General features: G+C 38.5%; 23 protein-coding genes and 1 riboswitch. Of the genes, 15 read left to right on the forward strand and 8 right to left on the reverse strand.

The window, feature by feature from the left end; translation table 11 throughout:
- Window positions 1–114: 114 nt before the first annotated feature.
- From BN6559_RS10565 to BN6559_RS10590, 6 genes are all read left to right on the forward strand, one after another.
- Window positions 115–1,179 (forward strand): galactitol-1-phosphate 5-dehydrogenase, encoded by a 1,065-nt coding sequence (locus BN6559_RS10565; protein ID WP_199883925.1) that lies wholly within the window; start codon window positions 115–117, stop codon window positions 1,177–1,179.
- Between the two features lie 71 nt (window positions 1,180–1,250).
- Complete coding sequence (locus BN6559_RS10570) at window positions 1,251–1,937, forward strand: L-ribulose-5-phosphate 4-epimerase (protein WP_110954670.1); 687 nt, start codon at window positions 1,251–1,253, stop codon at window positions 1,935–1,937.
- 96 nt (window positions 1,938–2,033) lie between these two features.
- Window positions 2,034–2,858: a transketolase gene (locus tag BN6559_RS10575; protein WP_110954671.1), complete on the forward strand. Its 825-nt coding sequence runs from the start codon at window positions 2,034–2,036 to the stop codon at window positions 2,856–2,858.
- Window positions 2,855–3,775, forward strand: coding sequence for a transketolase family protein (locus tag BN6559_RS10580; protein ID WP_110954672.1), 921 nt, complete (start codon window positions 2,855–2,857; stop codon window positions 3,773–3,775). The genes BN6559_RS10575 and BN6559_RS10580 overlap by 4 nt, the downstream gene beginning before the upstream one ends.
- A gap of 404 nt (window positions 3,776–4,179) precedes the next feature.
- Window positions 4,180–4,266, forward strand: a riboswitch (cyclic di-GMP riboswitch).
- A 133-nt stretch (window positions 4,267–4,399) separates the two neighbouring features.
- On the forward strand, window positions 4,400–6,088 hold the full coding sequence (locus BN6559_RS10585) for a methyl-accepting chemotaxis protein (RefSeq protein ID WP_110954673.1): 1,689 nt from the start codon (window positions 4,400–4,402) through the stop codon (window positions 6,086–6,088).
- A gap of 222 nt (window positions 6,089–6,310) precedes the next feature.
- Window positions 6,311–6,583 (forward strand): hypothetical protein, encoded by a 273-nt coding sequence (locus BN6559_RS10590; protein WP_110954674.1) that lies wholly within the window; start codon window positions 6,311–6,313, stop codon window positions 6,581–6,583.
- 142 nt (window positions 6,584–6,725) lie between these two features.
- On the opposite strand, the gene dapA is transcribed toward BN6559_RS10590, so the two are convergent.
- From dapA to BN6559_RS10630, 8 genes are all read right to left on the reverse strand, one after another.
- Window positions 6,726–7,613: a 4-hydroxy-tetrahydrodipicolinate synthase gene (gene dapA, locus BN6559_RS10595; RefSeq protein ID WP_110954675.1), complete on the reverse strand. Its 888-nt coding sequence runs from the start codon at window positions 7,611–7,613 to the stop codon at window positions 6,726–6,728.
- A 12-nt stretch (window positions 7,614–7,625) separates the two neighbouring features.
- The gene (locus tag BN6559_RS10600) at window positions 7,626–8,567 is read right to left on the reverse strand and encodes a phosphoglycerate dehydrogenase (RefSeq protein ID WP_110954676.1); all 942 of its coding nucleotides are present in this window, start codon (window positions 8,565–8,567) and stop codon (window positions 7,626–7,628) included.
- Window positions 8,568–8,636: 69 nt separating this feature from the next.
- Window positions 8,637–9,509, reverse strand: a complete 873-nt coding sequence (locus tag BN6559_RS10605) for a PTS system mannose/fructose/sorbose family transporter subunit IID (protein WP_110954677.1) — start codon at window positions 9,507–9,509, stop codon at window positions 8,637–8,639.
- A gap of 14 nt (window positions 9,510–9,523) precedes the next feature.
- On the reverse strand, window positions 9,524–10,258 hold the full coding sequence (locus BN6559_RS10610) for a PTS mannose/fructose/sorbose/N-acetylgalactosamine transporter subunit IIC (protein ID WP_110954678.1): 735 nt from the start codon (window positions 10,256–10,258) through the stop codon (window positions 9,524–9,526).
- Window positions 10,259–10,275: 17 nt separating this feature from the next.
- Window positions 10,276–10,761, reverse strand: a complete 486-nt coding sequence (locus BN6559_RS10615) for a PTS system mannose/fructose/N-acetylgalactosamine-transporter subunit IIB (protein WP_110954679.1) — start codon at window positions 10,759–10,761, stop codon at window positions 10,276–10,278.
- 5 nt (window positions 10,762–10,766) lie between these two features.
- Complete coding sequence (locus BN6559_RS10620) at window positions 10,767–11,183, reverse strand: PTS sugar transporter subunit IIA (protein ID WP_110954680.1); 417 nt, start codon at window positions 11,181–11,183, stop codon at window positions 10,767–10,769.
- 174 nt (window positions 11,184–11,357) lie between these two features.
- Window positions 11,358–14,189 (reverse strand): sigma 54-interacting transcriptional regulator, encoded by a 2,832-nt coding sequence (locus tag BN6559_RS10625; protein WP_110954681.1) that lies wholly within the window; start codon window positions 14,187–14,189, stop codon window positions 11,358–11,360.
- Between the two features lie 215 nt (window positions 14,190–14,404).
- Window positions 14,405–14,779 carry a helix-turn-helix domain-containing protein gene (locus tag BN6559_RS10630; protein ID WP_110954682.1) on the reverse strand — a complete coding sequence of 125 codons (375 nt, stop codon included), beginning with the start codon at window positions 14,777–14,779 and terminating at the stop codon, window positions 14,405–14,407.
- 253 nt (window positions 14,780–15,032) lie between these two features.
- On the opposite strand from BN6559_RS10630, the gene BN6559_RS10635 reads away from it, so the two are divergent.
- From BN6559_RS10635 to BN6559_RS10675, 9 genes are all read left to right on the forward strand, one after another.
- The gene (locus tag BN6559_RS10635; protein WP_199883926.1) at window positions 15,033–16,118 is read left to right on the forward strand and encodes an HD-GYP domain-containing protein; all 1,086 of its coding nucleotides are present in this window, start codon (window positions 15,033–15,035) and stop codon (window positions 16,116–16,118) included.
- A gap of 170 nt (window positions 16,119–16,288) precedes the next feature.
- Window positions 16,289–16,570: a hypothetical protein gene (locus tag BN6559_RS10640; RefSeq protein WP_110954684.1), complete on the forward strand. Its 282-nt coding sequence runs from the start codon at window positions 16,289–16,291 to the stop codon at window positions 16,568–16,570.
- A gap of 141 nt (window positions 16,571–16,711) precedes the next feature.
- Window positions 16,712–17,320, forward strand: a complete 609-nt coding sequence (locus BN6559_RS10645; RefSeq protein ID WP_110954685.1) for a DNRLRE domain-containing protein — start codon at window positions 16,712–16,714, stop codon at window positions 17,318–17,320.
- 378 nt (window positions 17,321–17,698) lie between these two features.
- Window positions 17,699–18,430, forward strand: a complete 732-nt coding sequence (locus BN6559_RS10650) for an amino acid ABC transporter ATP-binding protein (protein WP_110954686.1) — start codon at window positions 17,699–17,701, stop codon at window positions 18,428–18,430.
- A 26-nt stretch (window positions 18,431–18,456) separates the two neighbouring features.
- Window positions 18,457–19,281 carry a transporter substrate-binding domain-containing protein gene (locus tag BN6559_RS10655; RefSeq protein ID WP_110954687.1) on the forward strand — a complete coding sequence of 275 codons (825 nt, stop codon included), beginning with the start codon at window positions 18,457–18,459 and terminating at the stop codon, window positions 19,279–19,281.
- Window positions 19,282–19,953 carry an amino acid ABC transporter permease gene (locus tag BN6559_RS10660; protein WP_110954688.1) on the forward strand — a complete coding sequence of 224 codons (672 nt, stop codon included), beginning with the start codon at window positions 19,282–19,284 and terminating at the stop codon, window positions 19,951–19,953.
- Window positions 19,950–20,594 carry an amino acid ABC transporter permease gene (locus tag BN6559_RS10665; RefSeq protein ID WP_110954689.1) on the forward strand — a complete coding sequence of 215 codons (645 nt, stop codon included), beginning with the start codon at window positions 19,950–19,952 and terminating at the stop codon, window positions 20,592–20,594. The genes BN6559_RS10660 and BN6559_RS10665 overlap by 4 nt, the downstream gene beginning before the upstream one ends.
- 322 nt (window positions 20,595–20,916) lie before the next feature.
- Complete coding sequence (locus BN6559_RS10670; protein WP_110954690.1) at window positions 20,917–22,251, forward strand: L-cystine transporter; 1,335 nt, start codon at window positions 20,917–20,919, stop codon at window positions 22,249–22,251.
- A gap of 193 nt (window positions 22,252–22,444) precedes the next feature.
- A complete protein-coding gene (locus BN6559_RS10675) occupies window positions 22,445–23,854 on the forward strand; it encodes a PTS mannitol transporter subunit IICB (protein ID WP_110954691.1) in 1,410 nt (469 codons plus the stop codon).
- Window positions 23,855–23,913 lie beyond the last annotated feature (59 nt).

Below are 23,913 nucleotides of genomic sequence, written 5' to 3' on the forward strand. Positions count from 1 at the left end.
GCAGATGAATCGTCAAGGTATGGCAGGTTTTTTTATTTTATTTTTGTTTGGCATGAGATTTGCTATATTAATTTGCTATAAGAGTTTTATCGCTTATTTATGGAAGGAGAAATTATGATGTCAAACAAAATGAAAGCTTCAGTATTACATGGAATTGCTGATGTTAAATGTGAAATGGTAGATATACCGGAAATTGCTGTCGATGAGGCATTGATTAAGGTTAAATATGCAGGAATTTGCGGATCTGATTTACCGCGTTCTATGGTGAGTGGTCTAAGTGGGAATGCAGCATATCCTTTAATCTTAGGTCATGAATTTTCAGGACAAATTGTAAAAACTGGTGAAGAAGTTACCGCTTTCCAAGTTGGTGACAAAGTAGCGGTTGCACCACTTGTTCCATGCGGACATTGTGAATATTGTAAATCCGGGGATTTTGGCTTATGTGGGGATTATGAAATTATTGGAACTAGAGTAAATGGAGCATTTGCTGAGTTTGTTAAAGTAAAATCTGAGCATCTGCTTAAATTACCTGAAGGACTTGATTATGAGACTGCAGCGGGTATTGAACCAGCGACAATTGCTTATCACGGGGTTGCTAAGGCTGAAATTAAAGTCGGTGATCAAGTCGTTGTCTTAGGATGCGGTCCGATTGGACAATTTGCCGTGCAATGGGCAAAAATCTTTGGTGCAGCAAAAGTAATCGCTGTGGATATTTTTAATGACAAGTTGGAACTTGCGAAAAAATTGGGTGCAACAGATAGTGTAAATGCAAAAGAAGTAGATGCTGTAGCTGCAATCAAAGAGATGACGCATGGTGGTGCTGATGTCGTGATTGAAACTGCTGGCAGTAGATTTACGCAAGAGCAGTCTTTGACGATTGCTAGGAAAAAGGGCACGATTGTTTTTGTTGGAATTTCTCATACAGAATTACCTTTAAGTGCGAATGCTGCAGAAAGTATTTTGCGTGGAGAATTGACGATTAAGGGATCTTGGAATTCTTATACGCAGCCTTATCCAGGCAGAGCTTGGACGGCGACTTTAGACTTTATGCATAAAGGTGAGATTGCTTTTAAACCGATGATTTCGCATATCATTTCCCTTGAAGAATTGGGTGATTATTTGAAGAAGATGGCGAAACGTGAAATTGAATTTAATAAAGTTTTAGTAAAGATTGACTAAGAAAAAAGATAGGTTATTTGTCTGCAGTCCGTTTGATTGATTTAAAAATTTATTGGAGAGAGGTAAGTTATATGTTAGAAACGTTAAAAAAAGAAGTCTTGGCAGCAAATTTAGAATTGCCAGCTAGAGGATTGATTACGTATACATGGGGCAATGTAAGCGGAATTGATCGGGAAAAAGGGTTGGTTGTCATCAAACCAAGTGGCGTTGAATACAATGCTATGACCATTGACGATCTAGTTGTCGTTGATTTAGAAGGAAATCGTGTGGAAGGGAAACTCAATCCTTCTTCAGATACGGCTACACATCTGGCGTTATATAGAGAATTTGAAGAAGTGGGAGGGATCGTGCATACACATTCCAGCTGGGCTACGATTTGGGCACAGATCGGAAAATCTATTCCTGCTTGTGGTACAACACACGCAGATTATTTTTATGGCGAAATCCCTTGTACAAGAAAATTGAATAAAGAAGAAATTCAACACAATTATGAACTGGAAACAGGCAATGTAATCATTGAAACTTTCATGGGAAGAAATCCAATTCATTGTCCAGGCGTAGTTGTCAATGATCATGGACCATTTGCTTGGGGCAAAAGTGCAAACGAAGCAGTGCATAATGCGGTCGTTTTGGAAGAAGTATCGCGTATGGCTTATTATACAGAATTAATGTCACCGAATAATGTAATGGATAAAATTTTAATGAATAAACATTTTTCAAGAAAACATGGGAAAAATGCATATTACGGACAAAAATAGACGCTTAAAACGCTTTATCTAAGCATATGAGGAAGCATAACAAATAGAATAATGAAATAATGTGTAGAAAAAGATTTAGATAGATGAGGGGAAACTATGGAAACTGATGCATTGAAAAAATTAGCACAATCCATTCGGATCAATGTGATTGATATGCTAGCTGCCGCTGGTTCTGGACATCCGGGCGGGTCATTGTCGATGATCGATATTTTGACTGTCTTATATTTTGAGAAAATGGCGATACGCCCAGATGCACCTAAATGGGAAGACCGCGATCGTTTTGTATTGTCCAAAGGACATGCAGCACCTGGCCTGTATAGTGTGTTAGCGGAACGGGGTTATTTCTCTAAAGCAGAACTCATGAATTTGAGAAAAACAAATGCAATGTTACAAGGGCATCCGGATATGAAACGGACACCGGGAATCGATATGTCAACGGGGTCTTTAGGTCAAGGACTATCTGTAGCGAATGGTATGGCATTATCGGCTAAATTAGATAAAAAGGCATATCAAGTATATGTAATTGCTGGTGACGGAGAGTTACAAGAAGGTCAAATATGGGAAGCAGCAATGAGCAGCGCACATTATCATTTGGATAACATTACGTTATTTGTCGATCATAATGGCTTGCAAATTGATGGTACAAATGAAGAAGTAATGAATGTGGAGTCCATAGGGGATAAGTTTAAAGCCTTTGGCTGGCATGTAATCGAAATTGACGGACATGATTTTGCGCAAATAAGAGCGGCGATTGATTTAGCCAAGAATTTGACATGTAAACCAACCGCAATTATTGCTAAAACCATAAAAGGAAAAGGTGTTCCTTTTATGGAAAATCAGGTGAGCTGGCATGGCTCTGCACCGAACCAACAGCAGAAAGAAGAAGCGATTGCCGCGTTGAAAGGGAGTGTTACAAAATGAGTAAAGCGACAAGAGATGCATATGGTGAAACTTTAGCTGAACTTAGTAAAAACCCTCAGGTGGTAGTGCTCGATGCTGATTTGGCAAAGGCCACAAAAACGATTGCATTTAAAAAAGTATGTCCGGAAAGATTTTTTGATATGGGAATTTCAGAGCAGGACATGCTGGGAACAGCGGCTGGATTTGCAACTTGCGGCAAAATACCTTTTGCTAGTACTTTTGCGATTTTCGCAGCAGGCAGAGCCTTTGAACAAGTTCGTAATTCAATTGCTTATCCGAATTTAAACGTAAAAATTGCTGCAACACATGCGGGGCTCACAGTTGGTGAAGATGGCGGAAGTCATCAGGCGATTGAAGATATTTCTTTAATGAGAAGCATTCCGAATATGGTTGTTTTAAATCCAGCCGATGAAGTTGAGGCAAAACAAGCAATTTTAGCAGCAGTTGCACATTATGGTCCTATGTATATCCGCTTAGGCAGAGCGGCAACTCCGAAAATTTATGATGAAAATTATAAATTTGAGATCGGAAAAGGAGATGTACTGCGTGAGGGCAGTGACGTAGCCATTATAGCAACTGGAATTATGGTAGCAAAAGCTTTAGAAGCCGCAGAGCGGTTACAAGAAGAAAATATAGCGGCAACCGTTATTAATATGCATACCATTAAACCAATAGACAGAGAATTAATTGTAAAAACTGCAAAATTGACAGGGAAGATTGTAACAGCTGAGGAACATAGTGTGATCGGTGGCTTAGGTTCTGCGGTATGTGAAGTGTTGTCACAAGAATATCCAACCAAAGTGGCAATGGTCGGAATCAAGGATCAATTCGGAACTTCAGGGAAACCGGATGAGTTGTTGAAACAGTACGGCTTAACAACAAATGATATCATTGATGCAGTAAAAACGATAAAATAAAGGAACGTTACTTCAGATCGTGTTTTAACGTCACCTGAATTAAGGTTGAAATTATTCGCAATTTAACCATTCTTTGCGCTTTGTGTACAAAAGCAAGCGCGTTAGAGGCCAGATAAAATCAAAATAGGACAAATAGGCTGACATAGTCTATTTGTCCTATTTTTTATGGGAGCTAAATAGGATTTTGATTTTTAAATCATTTGAATCTCGTAGAACCAGATATTTGGCGAATCATCGGGTGGTTAATAAAATATATGATTTGTGACGATGGTCTAATATGACAGAATATTTAAATGATAAAAATAAATATACATTTATATTGTAGTATGGTATTATTGATAATAATACCAAAGTAATAGACGTTCTTAGCAACTTACATAATGGAATAAGGATACAAAAAAATATAGGATAGTTGGCAAATTTATCGAAAGGTAAAGACGCAAAGCTATGGGTCTAAAGATGATTAAGTCAATGACTGCCAAGCCGCATTTATGTATATGCTTTGTAGTTTGTTGACTTATTTTTTATAAACAAATATAGATGAAGAGGTGAAGATCAAACGCATCGCTGTAATGTTAATAATTACATTTGTAGTTACAAGAGCTTAGAAGGGAGTATTGGAAGATGAAAATTACAGTAGGAAAAAAGATTACAGGAGGCTTTTTAATTGTTGTAGTACTTGTTGCAATGATGAGCCTGTTTACGTATTTTAAAATAGGAAATATCAATGATTCTTATGAAGATCTTATTGCGGTAGAGCTGCAAAAGATTGAATTGACGCAAGGGATTTCTCTGGCTGTTGCAAATGAGGCAGTTGCTATGCGTCGATTTAATTTTACAGGAGATCTTTCTGATATAGATTTGTTTAATACATATCGTAAAAAAGCGGATGAAGGAATTGCTGAACTAGAGAAAACCACAAAGGATGAAAAAGGTAAAAAAATTATCGCAAATATTAAGATTTTGAAGGCAGAATATGAGGGGATCGCCGAAAAATCTATTGCGGCGAAAAAAATAAATGATATTGCTATGGTAGGACAATATATGCAGGAAGCCGGAACTCCGTACAAAGCAACTATGGAGTCTGCAGAACAATTTTTGCAAGTTGTCAAAGAAACGATTCAAAAAGAACAAAAAGTTCAGTCAGATAAGGCTGATCAGATGCAATCTATGCTGCTGGGCATCAATCTTGTTGTGTTGATTTTTGCCTTAGTACTTGGTACTTGGATTAGTAAATCAATTGCAGGACCAATTCGCAGACTAACGGTGTCAGCGAATACCTTGGCGGATGGCAATTTACAAGAGGATGACCTTGTAGTGAATTCAGCCGATGAGATCGGTGAATTGGCAAGTGCTTTTAATCAGATGAAAGATAATCTGCAAACGATAATTCGTAAGGTTATGATTACGACAGAGCAGGTCGCTGCATCTTCCGAAGAATTGACGGCTAGCGCAGAACAATCTGCACTAGCGACAAATCAGGTAGCTGAGTCTATTTCTGAGGTTGCGCAAGGTGCTGAAAAACAGGCATCTACAGTGAATGTGACAACGGAAATTGTTGAAGAAATGTCAAATAATATTCAACAAGTCGCAACGAATGCTGATGCTGCTTCGAGTATGGCTAACAAGACTTCAGAGGCTGCTGCAGAGGGAGAAAAAGCTGTTGAAGCGGCGATGGATCAGATGCAGAGTATTGAGCATACTGTGGTTAATTCAGCCGAGGTTGTTACAAAATTAGGACAGCGTTCATCAGAAATCGGGCAAATTGTTGAGACGATCTCTGGAATCGCAGGGCAGACCAATCTATTAGCGTTAAATGCTGCGATTGAAGCAGCACGGGCAGGTGAACAGGGAAAAGGCTTTGCTGTAGTTGCAGAAGAAGTTAGAAAATTAGCAGAGCAATCACAAGAAGCAGCGCATAAAATCGCTACACTTATATCAGAAATACAATCGGAGACAGACAGTGCTGTGAGTGCAATGCAAAAAGGGACACAAGAAGTGAGTTATGGCAGTGAAGTCGTGAATCATGCAGGTCGTGCCTTCAAAGATATTGTATCTTTGGTTGATGATGTTTCCGCACAACTTGAAGAAAGTAAAGAAGCGATTCAAAAAATGGTATTTGGCAGTAAAAAGATTGTTTCTGCGGTACGTGATATTGAGCAAATCAGTCAAAATGCTGCTGCCGAAACCGAAAATGTTTCAGCTGCGACACAGCAGCAATCTGCTTCGATGGAAGAAATCGCATCTTCTAGCCAAGCACTGGCAAAAATGGCAGAGGAATTGCAAAATGTCGTTCAAAGATTTAAAATTTAGCGACATGGTTTTTCAAAAGTAAAATATGTGGTGCATAAAGTTCCTCTTATCATATTTTTTGTTAAATTATATAGGATAAGAGGAATTTTGCACGTCGCTAAATAACAATTTATGGCGAAAGACATACCAAAAGGTGTCCCCTATGTATTTTGATAAAAGTTTATATACAATGATTGCATTTAATGATAAAATGGAGACAAGTTTTAAGCGAGGTGTAAGGTGATGACCAACGAGGAATTCCAAAGACTCGTATTAGAAAAATTAGGCGGAATAGATACGCGTTTAGATCGCCTAGAAGAGCAAGTTAGAGAAAATACGGATATTATTAAGGCTGTTCGGCATAATCAAGAGTTTGGTATTGCAAAGTTAGAGGCATTGGAAATGGGGACGGCAAACAAAGAATCCATTGTAAAACTGGATGCAAAGTTTGATGTATTGAATGACCGATTGTTTCAACAAGAAGCCGATTTGCGCGTTTTAAAGGCAGTAAAATAAAAAAATTAATCATTGTAATGCACACAAGGTATTGGCATGGGGCCGATATCTTTATTTTTTGTTTTAATATAGTTACAATTCTAAGACATGAGAAAAACTACCTCATAGGCGTTTTATCGTTTAAGAGGTAGTTTGTTTTTTATTATCTATATTTAATTTTGTAAAAATCTAGCATTGTTTTAATCTCTTTCACGATCTCCTCTGTAGGTGCAATGGACGGTAGTCTTGCATCACCTACAGGAATGCCTGTGAGTGAAATTGCTTTTTTTATGACGGAAGGCACGGTTCCCATATGCAGTACATGGCGTAATTTTTCAATGGATTGTTGACTTTTCTCTGCGGCCTCGATATTACCAGCTTTAAAGTTTTTATAGATTGAAATATCCAGCTCTGTAATTAAATTAGAAGTAGCAGCAATCGCGGCAGTCGCGCCGAGTTTGAAAGCGGGGAGAATAAGCGAATCGGAACCAGTGATTACGGAAAAAGCTTGATTCTTTGTAAGTTCTATATATTTTTTCATATTTTCGAGTTTTCCACTGCTATCTTTTATGGCAATAATATTTTTAACTCTAGCTAGTTCTGTAACTGTTTCTGGCTCGAGATTTATGCCAGTATTTTTAGGAATATTATACATTACAATGGGGATAGATACTGCGTCTGCGATTGCTTGATAATGTCGAAGAAGTTCGGCTTGAGACGGTACGATAAAATAGGGTGTTATGACAGATAAGGCATCGGCGCCCAGTGTCTCCATTTTTTTTGATAAGGTGATGACTTGGCTGGTGCTGTTTCCTCCTGTTCCAACAAAAACAGGTACACGTTTGTTGGCTGTTTTTATGACCGTTTCGGCGAATTTAAGTTTTTCTTCTTCATTAAGTACGTGAAACTCACCGTTAGAGCCGAGTATGAACAGACCATTTATACCTTTATCTATCAGTGTGTTCACGAGTTGTTTTGTTGCTGTTAAATTTAAATTTTGATTTTGGTCAAATGGTGTGACCATCGCTGTGATGATTCCTTTGATTTCCATGGAAAGACCTCCTTATATCAATTCATTTTCTAACATTTGCAATAAATTTTTCGTGGCTAAATCAATTGTATTTTTTTCAGCCGCCAAAGTTAAAGAAGCAATATGGGGTGAAAGAAAAAAATTCTTTAGCGTCAAAAGTTTTGCGTTTTTATCGGGTGGTTCGGTGGCTAAGACATCTGCGGCTGCGCCGGCGATTTTGTAATCTGCAAGCGCATCGTATAAATCATCTTCATTGATAAGACCGCCGCGTGCCGTATTGATCAAATAAGCAGAATTTTTCATCAACGCAAAAGAGGCTTTGTTCATAATGCCTTCGGTATTGGTATTTAGCGGCAGGTGCAAAGAAATATAGTCGCTTTTTCTTAAGACATCGTTAAAGTCCAAAACATCAATGTTAGATTGTTGTTTTACTTCGTCCTTATCAACAAAAGGATCATAGCCGATCGTTTCCATACCCAGCCCTTGTGTTATAGCGGCAACTTTGCGACCGATTGCACCGAGCCCAATCAGTCCGATTGTTTTACCGCAAAGTTCATTGCCGGAGTTTTTTTCCCACAGACCAGTTTTGACAGCATTGACGTTGTCAATGAGGTTGCGAGCCAGCATAAAAAGAAAGCCGACGGTTAATTCTGCAACGGAAGTACTGTTAGAGCCAACCGCTCTTGCAATTTTAATTCCCAACTGATTGGCAGTTTCTACATCGATATTATCGATACCGACACCAAATCGTGATATGGCTCGCAGATTTTTTGCTTTTTGTAGCATTGGCTTATCGACAAGATCAACGCCGAGAATAATACCTTCCACATCAGAGGCAAGTTTGCAAAATTCTTCATAAGAATAGGGGGCGCCTGTTTGATTTATGATCACCTCATATCCTTTTGACTGTATGTATTGAACGGACTGATTTCCATACCGAGAAAAAGATCTTGGTGTTATAAGGATTTTTTTCATATAATTTCACACCTTTGATTTATAGTCGTATAAAGTAAATTTACTGTTTAAAATGAGGTTTGTTGTATCTTAAAAAAGGCCAATCGCAGCACCAACTAGGCTAAATACGATTAAGAATCCTACGATACGAACATATTTTGGCCCAACTTTTAATAAGAAAATATACACGCCCATAACGGCAAGCAGCGGCAGCAGCTTAGGTGCTAAAGAATCAATGAGAGCCTGTAATTTCAGCGGTTCTACTGCTGTGTGAATCATGAGTGGGGTTGAAAGTTTGACATAAGAGGCGGACAATGCACCCATCATGAACATACCTAAAACACTGGCGCTGGTAATGACTTGCTGAATTTTTCCGGATTGTAAGATATCGATAATTGATTTTTTCCCTGTGGAATAGCCTTGATGAAATAATGTGTAGCCAATGATTGCGGTTGTTGTCGTTTGAATGATGAGTGGCATGAGTGCGGCAATGATAGATCCATTTAAGGCGAAGGGAATAAAGATTCCCATGAGGATTGGCCGCAGTGTTCCATAATCAAGCGTGTCGCCTATACCGGCAAGCGGTCCCATAAGACCGGTTTTAATACCAACAATCGCTTCCCCGGAGACTGCATCACTATCTTCCTCATCGTCATCTTCCGCTTCATTCGCTGCCGCTTTTTCTTCAAGGGCAATCGTGATGCCTGGAATAATGGAGCCCCAGTTCGCTTGTGTATTGAACATGCCTAGATGCCGCGATAGAGCCGCTGATAAATCTTCTTTCTTTTTATAAAGTTTTTCTAATATTCCTGTCATCGCGCCGCAAAAAGCTAGTGCCTGTAAACGCTCGTAGTTATTAGATACTTCAGAATAAGCAAACCAACGAATCCATGCTAAAGTGACGTCGCGCTTTGTAATTTTTTCAGGTTGTGAATTTTGTGTGGTTTCAATTTGCTGTTCCATAATGATGCCTCCTTTTATTGTTTAACTGGCTGAAAATGCGTGTAAAGCATTGCTATACAGAATCCGAAGATTGCAACACCGACTACGCTGATACCTGAATAAGCAACAAAGAAAAATCCCATGATAAAAAACGGCAGAAGATTTTTTTTGCCGATGATAACAATTGTTAAGGCAAAGCCCAATGCTGGCAAAAGACCACCGGCAATGCTGAGTCCTTGTGTAACCCAATGCGGGACATTGCTCATAAAGAGTTGAACGGCATCTACGCCGAATACATTTGCCAAAAATGCGGGAATAAAACGCAATGGAAATACCATGAGAAGGGGATAAATAAAGGCTAGTCTGCGTATTTTAGCTGCATTTGCTTCTAGCGCGGCTTTATCAGCGACATGCATAAAACCTGTGCAGAGTGTTCTTCTTAATTGATCAAGCATTACGCCGAGCAGACCGACAGGAACTGCAATTGCAATTGCCATTTCAGGAGAAACATTTGCCAAGATTGCAATAGGAATTGCGACACAAGCGGCAAGGGCTTCATCAGCAGGAATATTTCCGCCGGGTGCGATTGCTCCTAAATACATCATTTGCAGGCTGGCACCGGTAATGAGTGCTGTCGTCATATCACCATAAATCAGGCCAATAAAAACAGACAAAGATAATGGTTGGCGGATCAGCATAGACCAGCCATACCAAATGCGATTCGTTGCTAAAAAATATAAAATTCCAACTAACGCTGCTTGTATAATCATCTGAATCATTCCTTTTATTATAATTTTTTCAGGATTTTTTCTAAGGTTGCGGGCGTTTCCTCTGGAACCGTTTGAAATATAACTTCGATACCTTGTTCTTCAATTGTTGCCAGCGCATCGGCATCTTTTTGATCCAGTGTAATTTGATTATATACGACTTTTCTTCCAGGTCCGGCACCGAGTCCGCCCACTTGAAGTTTATTGAGCGGAAAGCCTTTCTCTACAGCCTGCAATGCAGTTTTTACTGTTTTGAAGAGAACGAGTAGCTTTCCTTTGCCTAACTGATCTTTTTCCCAACCGGCTACGGCATCTTCTATAGAGATCATTTCTACCTGCACACCCGGTGGTGCTGCCATAACATAAACTTGGCTCATGAAGGGATCTTTTGAAAGTTTATTATCTATGACAAGGATGCGATCAGCGTTTGTTTGTTTTAACCAACGGGTAATAACCTGCCCATGGATGAGCCTAAAATCAATTCTTGTAAATACGATTTGTGCCATTTGAATCACGCTTCTTTCGCTTGTATTTTATTAGGCAGTGTTGCTACGCAGCAGGCTTCGCTGCCAACTTTTTGTACGGCTTCAGCGAGAGCTTTGCCATATAAGGTAGTTCGTAATAGGTCGCCTTCAATAATCATTGATAAGTTTAGTCCGCAGATCAGCTGAATATCGTAGGTTTGTGATAAAGCCATAGCGACATTAAAGGGTGTTCCTCCATATAAATCTGTGAGAATGAGAACAGGGCTTTGAATTTCATTGAGCTTTTTTTGCACTTGCTGTATGAGAGTTTCTGGTGACATGCCGGGTGCAAGAGAAAAACTTGCTGCATTGTTTAATTTTCCCATGATCATTTCTGCACTTTCGATGAGTGCTTCTCCTGCATGCCCATGTGTTATGACAAAAATCCATGATTTTTTTCCCATCGTATCCGCTCCTTTCTTCTACTAGTTTGCAAATCCTCACACTGCATTAAAGAGCAAGAAGTATGCCAACTAAAGTGCGCGCATTAGAAAATAAAAGAAGAAAACGTGTAAGGCCTGTAAAACATAGTCTTGTCGGCGCTTCACGTTTTCTTTTTTTACGAGCATAGTTTTATTTTAAACAATTTTATTGATAGTGCGCTCTTCTGTATCGAGCATATCAATGACATAACAGATCTCTGTATCGGAAATGATCGTACCGAAATTTTCTTCGATTGTTTTGAAAACTTTACGTAAATGATGGTAGAGCTCTTGATGGTGTGCAATGTGCGTATCGGCGCCCTTATAAGGAAGATATTCTTTGCGGATGGAGCGCTCAATCATGCAAGTGCAATGCATAAAAAATGCCGTCTTTAAATGATTATTTTTTTCGATACCTGCAAGGGCAACGATTTCTTGTAAAGCTGTTTCTAAGAGTGGATAAGCCTTTTGCGGGTTGAGAAAATCTAAGGTTTCTTCGATGATATCCATGGTGAGGTTTGGGATCGCCTTTTGTTCAGAACTGATATATTTACCTTCAATCATTGTTCGAATTCGTTCTAACCCATGATCGATGACAATTTCATCTGTGGAGATATAAGGAATAGATGGAATTCTTGGATTTAAGCTGCCTACAAATAAAAATATAGTCTCTAATTTTTCATTGCTTAAAGTTTGGATTTTATCGATTGTCATTGGCTGCACAGTGATATTGCGCTGGATCATATTGGGAATGGAGGTCTGGATGAGTTCGGCAAGTTTAACTGCAGTTCCTTTTGAAGTCATGCATACAGTAACAATCGTCTTTGCATAAATGCCTGAAAATTCTGTGGGGATTGGCACAGTTGTTGTGGTCCTTTTTGATCCTATGAGTTCATATAAATCAGCTGTGAGCTGCGGCAAGGTCATGCCGGGAATCAAACTTTTTCGCACCGCATCAAGTGCTAAAGGGGTAGAAACCATATCAATCGTTTCTACTCTGATACCGGTTCTCTCAGTGATAATTTTATCGAAAGCAGCGAGTGAGCCCATATCAACTAAAAGTAGAACACCATGACCCTCATCAATTGATTTTACATAATCCATTGTTTTTTCAAAAATGGTTTCAATTTTTTCATCTAATGCCATATCAATTGCTTTACAATGGTTTGTGCCCAACAAATTATTGCAAACCTCAGCAATACTAGAAGCAGTGCTGCGTCCATGTGTCACGATTAATACACCGATGTGACGTTCCCTATGCTCTAAATTAACTGTTGTAAGGAACATCGTAATGAAAGCTTCTTCAATTTCGGGGATAGAAATTTGCAATAACGATTCCAAGGCACTACGGACTGCTTTAGCCGCTGCATATTCCGTCGGATTTGTTACGGCAATTTTTCTGAGGCGTTCCATAGGATAGGTATTGTTTTCTGTTTTTCGTTTGGATAGTGCATCAATGTGCATCGCTAAGGCAATGATTACTTTTTTTTGAATTGGTTTTTTTAACATATCAGCTGCGATTTTTAATGCAGATTGTACGGCATCATATACGCGGGGACTGATGAATTTAAATAATTTTTCGTTTTCATGATTTGATTCATTTGCATCTAATTTATGTAAAAGTTTTTGCAAGTATTTCTCGACAACTTTATTCATTTTTCTGTTGATTTTTTCTTGAGAATATCCACGGTTGCTGTATAGTTGATACGTTTCAGTCAGTTCAAAATAAACTTTGTCAGAGCCGAGATCATTATCATTTAAGTAGGTTCGATTAAAATTATCTTGGGGAAAATCATAATAAGTTTGATGATCGGATCCCATGATTTCAAAGATGCGATTACGTTTTTTCTGATTATGCAATAATCCATTATATACATGTTCGGGTAATAGCGGGGTATCAATTTCAATTCTAGCTTTTCCATGCGTCTTATATTCAAGAAAGCCGCGCGCACAAATAAGCTGTATATCGCTTTTGAGCTGACCGATATTTCCTTTGCATTCATAAAGCAGTAATGCTTTCATGACTTCTCGATAAACGCGTATTTTTGCCTGGATGATTTCCGATTGAACAGAAAAAAATTTACTGATAAGTTCATAACGCTCTTCCAGTGTGCGTTCTGGAAGAGAAGGGAGCTTAATTACCATGGGAATTCGTCGTAGAAATGTCTTTAATAGAACAGATTCTACATCTTCCGTCGTTGCGGCAATAAAAAGCACATCAGCAGAGCGTGTCGTATTTGTTTCTCCCACGCGACGATATTTATGTTTGTCCATGAGCGTGAACAGCATTTCCTGCCCTTCAGGCGGGAGGCGATGAACTTCATCTAATAGGAGAATGCCGCCATCTGCTTTTTCAATGAGCCCCGGATTATCTTTCACTGCACTTGTAAAGGCACCTTTTACATGACCAAACAGCTGAGATAGAATGAGCTGTGGATTATCTGCATACTCTGCACAGTTGAAAATCACAAACTGAGCATCTTCTTTTAGGGTTTTGGATTGCAAGGCATATTGATACATAATTTCTGCAAAGGTTGTTTTGCCGCTGCCCGTTGGGCCGATTAAAATGGAATGAAGGCCGTGCGGAGGATAAAAGATCGCCGCTTTTGCTTGTTTTATCGCCAGATCAAGACTCATGTTTGCACCAATGATCTGGTGAAATATATCAAGATCTATTTGAGAAAAATTTGGGCGGCTGTGGATCATTTCTTGGATAGATTCTACTTCAGTTTTTTCTATAGTTATGTTTCCTAGCAAGTATTCGAGTCGTTTACGGTCAAAAAAATAAACGGGATGTCCTTTCACTTTTAGTATCTTTTTTTCTCGTGTTAATTGATTTAAGTCCTTGCTGACATTGTTGCGAATGATGCCGCATATTTTGCTGATTTGTGCTGCATCAAAGCCGGAAAATCCTTGCTTGAAATTTTCAAGATTAACTTTTTGGCATAATCCATATAGTGCATCATATATCATCTGTTTTCTTGACATCGTGATCCTCCTTATTGCATGACCGTGTTTGCAAGTATTATTGCAGTTCAGACTTTGATTTTTAGAAAATTTTCTTCTTAATATCAACACGATAACACAATTTGAAGATTTTTAGCAATCTTTAATTGACAGAAAAAACTGAATTTTTAGCGGCTAAAGATTTTTTATTAAGAAATCTAGTCATAATTAAATAAAAACAGGAAAAATCTTTTTAATTAAGATTTTTCCTGTTTGTTTTTTCTGGCATCCCAGAAAATTATATCAAGTGAAGCCTTTATTTTGGCTTTGTCTTCTTCAGTTAATGGTGTTCCGTTACAAAAGACTTCTGGTTGTTCAAGTACTTTGATAATGTCATTTGCAGGTTTATATCGTTGGTGAACGTTTTGCAATTTACTCGTATCATTATTTAAGAGAAAATCAACGCTGACTTTAAAGAAATTAGCGAGCAGCAATAATGTCGCATGATCAGGTTCTCGTTTGCCGATTTCATAATGTGCATATGTCCCGCGCGGAATACCTAAAATTTCAGCTAACTTCTGTTGTGTTAAGCCTTTGCCCAATCTTAAATTTTTCAAATTTTTTCCTAACAAAGCTCATCACAACCTTTCCTGTAATTATTATATAGGCAGCAGTTTCGTACTAAAATGTTTTGTCGCAATAAGGCACGATAAAGAATGATAAGCATTGACATAGTTGCGTAACGCTACTATAATTTAAGCGTGATTACTTGGAAAATATAATAAAATTGTAATTTAATTACTCATTATGATTGTTTTACGAACGTTTTCTAAAGATTGGCATGGAGGCATGCATGGATTGTTGAAGTTGAGGATGTGTAAAATCATGAACAAGATCAATATTGCCTTATCGGAAGTTATTCCTGGAATGGTTACTGCAGAAGCTGTTTTTTCAAGAGATGGAGCGCTTATTTTGGAACGTGATATAAGCATGACAAGTCATATCATTCATCTGCTGAATATGTGGAGGATAGAATCTATTTGGATAGAAAGTTTTGATGAAACGCAAATTCTAAGTTGCGGAGATATGCCTTTTTTAAAGAAAAATTTAGAAGATGTGGATACCTGTTTTATTGAAAAATATGCTGTTGTATGTAATAAAAGTAAAAGCCTTTTTACCTATACACGAAAAAATCAATATTTGCCGTATGATATTTTTCGTGAGTTGGCAGACCGGGATTTGTATGAACTTTTGCATGAGAAAAAAATATTGGCTTATTTGTATAGATTGAAACCAATGCTAGATGATGTATATTTTCATGCGGTAAACGTAGGACTCATAGCGGGGCTTATCGCGCGTTGGAATGATTTTCCCGAGCGTATTGTGCGCGCTTTAATTTTAGGCGGGTTACTGCATGATATCGGCAAGGTGAAAATACCTAAATTTATTTTAGATAATTTTGGTGCGCTAGATGCTGATGAACAGACCTTGTTTAGATTGCATCCACTCTACAGCTACACGATGATCAAAAGTGTTCGTCATAGTATGCCAGCGCTTCAGCGAGCTGTTTTAGAGCAGCATGAGTGCCGTGATGGGAGTGGGTATCCTATGGGAATAGGCGAGGAGAAAATCAGTGATTTTGCAAAAATTCTTGCAATAGCCAATGTCTATGATGAGATGACTTCAAATTTTTTTTACCAGAAAAGTATGACACCCTTTCAAGCTTTAGAAAATTTACAGAGCCAGATGTTTACAAAACTTGATTTAAAATATTGTGGGGTTTTTATCCAAAACGCGATATCTACATTCATCAATACAACGGTTATACTAAATGATAAAACACAAGCAGAGGTGCTTCACTTCGATAACTTCATGTCAATGAAACCGACCATAAAAGATACGCGGGGGACTTTATTGGATTTAAATAAAATAGAGCATTTATCCATTATTGAGATTATAAAATTCATATGACGTTTCAGACACGCCCTAATAAAAGATGATCAATTAAAATAGGTCGTTGTATTGGAATTTAAAAGGCTGCTATTTACAAGAGAACTGTTTTTTATTGTCTGCATATTATGTAATATAAGTTCGGTCGTAAAGACCAATTTAAATTTATAAATTCATTTAGGAGGAGAATCATGCCATCTCTTATCTATAATGCAACAGAGGGAATTAGCAGTGAAAATCAGGGCTCGATTATTCAAATCACACTAACCAATAATAATGCTGCGGGAGGAGCAGCAGTTGCGAACTTTATTGTAACTGCCATTTATGCGGGAACTACGACAGAGTATATTTGGTCAGAATCGGTAACTACCCTAGCAGCAGAAGCATCTACGTCCTTTAATTTATCAATTGACAATGAAACATATGATGCAAATAATCTACATGTTGGAATTAGTTTTCTTAATACAATTTAACTTTTTTGGGGGGGTGAAAAACAATTTCAAACCCTCTTACATAGAATAACTGTATAATTTCTTATGCCCGCTGAAGGCGTGGGATGCGTCTGATGATAAGAAGTTAAAATTGAGAGATTTTTATACAAGGAGTGCTGATAAATGGCAGTTATCAACATCCCGGCAAGTAAAAGCTTAACACTGACGAATAAGATTCCTACGGGGAATATACAAGATAAAAAGATCATCGTTGGCAGTGAAGGAAAGTACACGTATTTTAGTTATCTTTTTTTTGATATGAATGGAATCGCTGGTGATATTGTAGTATTGTCGGCAGTGCTCGTATTATTTAAACTTGCTGATTTCTTTAATTCTCCAACACAGCGATTTTTGATGAATCCTTTACGTGAACAATTCAGTTCCTTTTCAACCTATGAAAATGATTGTTTAATAGATTCAGATCCAGAACTAAAACGAGAGTTTCTACCGTTCACGAAAAAAGTTGCCATTGAAATTGACATAACGACTATCTTTCGAAAATGGCTGGAAAACACTTTAGTCAATAGAGGCGTTGTTATAAAGGATGGTGTATATACGAAACCCTGTATTTTAAGTCATACTTGTTTTGGGTCGGCGTACAATAAAGATAATATGCTAATACCATTTATAAGAGTGCATTTTAAATCAAATTCTGGTGGTGTTCTTCCAGTGCCTAATTTGACTTATACTGCGATGCAAATACCGGAGCAAACGGATTACTACAATTTATAAGTTGTAGCAAACCTTTAAATCAGTGTTATATGTTTTTGATAAGATTATATACTAGGATACAACATGTTTACATAAAAATTTATTAAATTTGTTTTGCAATTGGATATAAGGTGTTTAGATCGAACTAAAAAGTTTACGAATTTCTCATAATTTGTTAATAAATTGATGTATAGTGTATACATTAGGCAATTTTATTGCAAAGGATAGTTCGTATTGATATGATATATCATATTAATATAAAGAGATAATGAAGGATCTTTAGCAAACAAAAATTAGATAGCGTTTATTCAGCAAAGAAGCTGGCAGACCTCAGATGATGGATTTTTAGGTTTGTGGCTTCTTTTTGTTTTGTTGAAAGCAGAAAGGGAGGGGTGCAGCTTGATAAACTTAGATCATATTCATAAATATTTTGGCGAGTTGCATGTATTAAATGGAGTCAGTCTCCGGGTGGCTGAGGGCGAGAAGGTGGTTATTATTGGACCAAGCGGTTCAGGAAAAAGTACATTGATTCGGTGTATAAATCTTTTGGAAACACCAGAAGAAGGTAGTGTTGTGGTGGATCAGATAGATTTACTATCTACTCCGGGGGCCATTGCGAAAGTAAGGCAGTCGATGGGAATGGTATTTCAACAGTTCAATTTGTATCCGCATATGACTGTATTGGAGAACTTGATTTTAGCGCCCATGAAACTGAAAGGAATTCGACGTGAAGAAGCGATTGCTTCAGGAATGCATTATTTAGAACGTGTAGGTTTAAAAGACAAGGCAAACGCCTATCCGGCGCAGCTTTCCGGTGGGCAGCAGCAGCGGGTGGCGATTGCCAGAGCTTTAAATATGAAGCCGAAGATTATGCTGTTTGATGAACCGACTTCGGCGCTAGACCCAGAGATGATTCAGGAAGTTTTGGATGTTATGATTCAATTAGCAGATGAAGGGATTACGATGGTTGTGGTAACACATGAAATGGGATTTGCACGAAGAGTTGCTGATCGCGTGATTTTCATGGCAGATGGCGGTATCGTAGAAGAGAATACGCCCGAGAAATTTTTTACAAATCCTGCGCATGATAGAACGAAACAGTTTTTAAGCAGAATTGCACACGCGGTTTAATTTAATTTTAGGAAGGGTGATTGAACATGAAAAAGGTATTTATTTTAGGAATTGTATTGATGATGGGGCTTAGTCTGGTGTTTACAGCTGGATGTGGTGGAACAGACAATTCTAAGGCAGCATCTTCTAATGGCAGTGGAGAAAGTGTCGATATAAAAACGGTAAAAGAGCGTGGTGTCTTGAAAGTAGGCGTTAAAGTGGATGTGCCTAAGTTTGGCTTTAAAGATCCTTCTACTGGTCAAATCGATGGGATGGAAATTGATATTGCAAAAACGATTGCGAAAAAGATTTTGGGGGATGAAACAAAAGTAGAGTTCCAGCCAGTTACGGCTAAGACACGCGGGCCGCTTTTAGATAATGGTGAAGTTGATTATGTAATTGCAACGTTTACAATTACGGAAGAACGTAAACAAAGTTATAATTTTTCGGAAGCCTATTTTAAAGATGGCGTAGCGCTCATGGTGAAAAAAGATGCTGGAATTACAGATTTAGCAGGGCTGAATGGTAAAAAAATCGGTGTTGCACAAAGCGCAACAAGTAAAAAAGCATTGTTGGATGAAATTAAACAACAAAATTTAAAAGTTGATATTCTTGAATTTGGTACGTATCCGGAAATTAAAACAGCTTTGGATTCTGGACGCGTGGATTGCTTTTCTGTAGATGCAGCAATTTTGGCGGGGTATGTTGATGATAGTACGGTTATCTTACCGGCACGTTATGCACCGCAACTTTATGGCATTGCATCGAAAAAAAGCAATGAAGGCTTGGCTAAAATTGCAAACGACAGCGTAAAAGAAATGCAGTCCTCGGGTGACTTGGATAAAATTATCACGAAATGGGGGTTGAAGTAAGTGTCTGGCCCGTTTGCCCTTTTTAAGTGGCAGGCAGTTTTTGCAGATTGGCGGATTTTCGCAGAGGGGTTTGGTATGACGTTGCTTGTGGCTGCATTGGCTTTATTGCTGGCTCTAGCTTTGGGGATTTTATTCGGAATTATGGGAACAGCGCACCAAAAGTTGCTGCGTTATATCAATCGAGTCTATGTAGAGTTTATTCAAAATACACCGCTCGTAATTCAGATTTTTTTCCTTTATAATGGGTTACCTTATTTAGGTTTGATGCTGCCAGTGTTTTGGGTAGGTATGCTTGGTATTGGTATTTATCATGGTGCTTATGTAGCTGAGGTTGTACGCGCGGGAATATTGTCAATTCCTAAGGGGCAGTTTGAATCAGCTTCTGCGCAAGGGTTTTCCTATTGGAGTGCGATGCGTTATATTATTTTGCCGCAGGCTAAAAGGATGGCGTATCCGCCACTCACCAATTTAGCGGTCAATTTAATTAAAAATACTTCGGTTATGGCGATGATTGCCGGTGGCGAATTGATGTATCATGCGGATTCTTGGGCCAGTGCAAACTTATATTACGGCCCAGCTTATATCGTAACAGGTTTACTTTATATTGCAATTTGTCTTCCTTTAGCCACCTATGCAAAACGCCTGGAACGCCGGTTGGAGGTAACAGCATGAATGAACTTTTCCAACCATCTGTACTGCTCTTTCTAGGGCAAGGACTATTAACTACAATTTATATCGCAGCTGCCTCCATAATTCTAAGCTTAATTCTCGGCATATTCTTTGGAATTATGAGATTTCATGGTGGATTACAGGGGCATTTAGCGACTTTTTATATTGAGATCGTTCGAAATACACCCTTATTATTGTTCATTTTGGTATTTCGTTTCATGACACCGCTGCCACCCGTGCAGGCTGGTATTGTGGCGATGACGGTATTTACAACAGCGATTATTGCTGAAATTGTTCGCGGCGGGTTGAAATCCATTCATAAAGGGCAGTGGGAAGCTGCAATTGCGCAAGGCTTTAGTGCTTGGGAAACTTTACGTTATATTGTTTTGCCGCAGGCGTTGCGTAATGTGATTCCGCCGCTTGTTTCCCAATGTACAACGGTGATTAAAGATACTTCTTTTGTATGGGCGGTAGGAATCGAGGATCTTACAGGAAAAGGTATGATTATTATGGGACGTTATGGAACAACGGAACAGGTATTCACGTTGTTTGGTATGATTGCAACTGCATATTTTGTGATCAATTATGCACTTTCTTGCTATTCGCGCCGGGTACAAAGCAGGTTGGTATGCAAAAGTTATTAATTTTAGCGTGTAGACAAATCATATATTTATGTTGATAACTTAGAAAAAACCGAAATTCGTTCCACTTATAAACTAGTACGAAGATGAGTGCTTATCGCCGACCCGCAACCTATCTGTCCATAGTTTGTCTACACGCTGGGCGTTGTATTTCTTGTTAAAGAAATGCAACGCCTTTTTATATGAAAATAATACATTGTTTTCATATATGTTTTATTGACCACGAACTTTCTTTGTGATATAGTTTTGTAGTAAAAATTTGTTAGTGTTTCATTTCGGATACTGGAATGAAACAAAATTTAGATCGGTTAGGGAGGGAAAGTTTATGGTTCTTATCAATATTATTTTTATTGGATTGGTGTTTTACGCAATTTATTATATGCAAAAAAAACAAGTGGATTTTGGAAAACGTGTAATTTTTGGACTGTTTGCAGGTGTAGTACTCGGCATAGGACTTCAATGGATTTTCGGCGGAACATCACCTGTTGTGAAAGAAATCAATCGTTGGATTGATATTGTAGGTACGGGTTATGTACGATTACTGAAAATGATCGTTGTTCCATTGGTTCTTGTTTCCATAACATCGTCGATCATTCATATTAAGGATTTGAAAACATTTAGAAAAACAGGCGTTCTTGTGATTGCAATTTTATTATTTACGACTGCGATTGCTGCATCGATTGGTGCTGCATCGGCACTTGGGTTTCAGCTATCTGCCAATGGGATGGAAGCTGGTGATGCACAACTTGGAGCAGCAAAAAAAATTGAAACAAAGCTTGATTCTTTTCAGGCCAAACCAATACAGCAGCAACTCATTGAGATTATTCCTACAAATATTTTTCAGTCTATGACCGGGCAAGGTGGTGCGGATACATTGTCTGTTGTATTTATCGCAGCAATTCTCGGAATTAGTATTTTAAAAATCAGACAATATAAGCCAGAGACCGCAGAGTTTTTGACAAAGGGTATGCAGGCGCTGCAGGATATTGTAATGCAAGTTGTTGATTTCGTACTTTTGCTCACGCCGTATGGTGTGCTTGCATTGATTACAAAATTTGTTTCAACAAGTAATATGGAGGAAATATTGAAATTAGTTCAATTTGTATTTGCTTCTTATGTGGCACTTATCCTTATGTTTGGTGTACATTTACTTTTACTAATCGCTGCAGGTTTTAGTCCGGTACAATATATAAAGAAGTCATTTCCTGTGTTGGCCTTTGCTTTTACTTCGCGAACAAGTGCAGGCACATTACCGCTTACCGTAGATGCGCTGATCAAGAAATTAAATGTTTCACAGGGAATTGCCAATTTGGCTGCTTCTTTTGGTGTAAGTATTGGGCAAAATGGCTGTGCGGGAATCTATCCGGCGATGTTGGCGGTTATGATTGCACCAACGGTTGGAATTGATCCGTTGACCCCAATGTTTTTAATTAAACTGGTGATTGTCGTTGCACTAAGTTCTTTTGGAATTGCCGGTGTGGGCGGGGGAGCAACATTTGCGGCACTGGTTGTGCTTTCGACGATGGGATTACCAGTGGCTCTTGTAGGACTACTAATTGCAATTGAGCCACTAATTGATATGGGAAGAACTGCATTAAATGTCAGTGGGGCAATGACAACAGCATTGCTTGCCGAAAAATTATCCGGAGAGAAAAAATAAATACAAAAATAGACTGCTGTAAAACATTTACCGCAGTCTATTTTTATGCTCGTAAATTAAATCTTGGCAACAAGTTGTATGACAAAAGATAATTTTCATTTACTTGATCAGGTTTATATCATGGATTATAGTTATAGATATAAAAAGTATTTAAAATTTGTCAACAAGGGCAAAATAAAAGGGGGTATATCAAATGCAGAATGCTTCAATTGCGCAAACGGAAAGAGTTGGAGCTCGTATTGTAATTCAAAAGTTTGGTAGATTTTTGAGTGGAATGGTTATGCCGAATATTGCTGCTTTTATTGCTTGGGGATTTATTACGGCCTTATTTATTCCTACTGGGTGGCTGCCGAATGAAGATTTGGCTAAGTTGGTTGGCCCAATGATCCAGTTTCTTTTACCGCTGCTGATCGCGTATACTGGTGGTAAAATGATTTATGATGTCAGAGGCGGTGTCGTTGCAGCTGTAGCGACAATGGGAATTATCGTTGGTGCATCCCAGCCGATGTTTTTAGGTGCTATGGTAATGGGGCCGTTTGCCGGCTGGGCCATGAAAAAGGTTGATAAATTATTTGAAGGAAATATTCCTTCTGGTTTTGAAATGTTAGTGAACAATTTTTCAGCCGGAATTTTGGGTGCTATTTTAGCTGTTTTAGCGTTTCTTGGTATCAGCCCAATTATGTTGGGAATTACCAAAGCTTTAGTAGCTGCTGTAGATGTGGTTGTTGCGGCAGGGTTATTGCCATTGGCGAATTTATTTGTAGAACCTGCAAAAATTCTATTCTTAAATAATGCCATCAATCACGGGATTTTTAGTCCAATTGGAATGGATCAGGCAGCAAGTGCAGGCAGTTCGATCATTTTCTTGCTTGAACCGAATCCGGGACCTGGTTTAGGTGTATTATTAGCGTATTATTTCGTCGGAAAAGGCAATGCACGTCAATCTGCACCGGGTGCGATGATTATTCACTTCCTTGGTGGTATTCATGAAATTTATTTCCCTTATGTTTTAATGAATCCTAGACTTCTTTTAGCTGTTATGGGCGGCGGAGTTGCAGGGACTTTGACATTCCAATTATTAGGCGCTGGTTTAGTCGCGGTTCCTGCACCAGGGAGTATCTTTGCACTGATTGCAATGGCACCTAAAGGCGGTTTATTTGCCGTACTAGCCGGTGTTGCAGTGGCGTCAATTGTATCTTTCTTGATTGCATCTGCTCTGCTTAAAATGAGCGGGCAGAATGAAGATGAAGATTTAGAACAAGCAAGTGCAAAAATGCAAGCGTTAAAAGGTACGAAAGTACAAGAGAGTGCAGCTACTGCTGCAGTAAATGTGAACAAGGTCGTTTTTGCTTGTGATGCGGGCATGGGGTCTAGTGCGATGGGGGCTTCGATTTTGCGTAAAAAATTTAAAGAAGCCGGTTTAGAAAGCATTACAGTAATTAATACGGCAATTAATGAGATACCGGCAGACGCAGATATTGTGGTTACGCAGAAAACTTTAACAGATCGGGCAAGAGAAAGAGTTCCGCAAGCTGAACATATCTCAATTGAAAATTTCTTAAATAGTCCGGAATATGAAGCACTCGTTCAGCGGTTATCTTAAATAAAAATCACGCTAGTTAAATTAACTAGCGTGAACTCTTTGCTTATGAGGAGTTATAA

It is taken from the genome of Massilibacillus massiliensis, from assembly GCF_900086705.1.
Lineage (GTDB): Bacteria > Bacillota > Negativicutes > FLKF01 > FLKF01 > Massilibacillus > Massilibacillus massiliensis.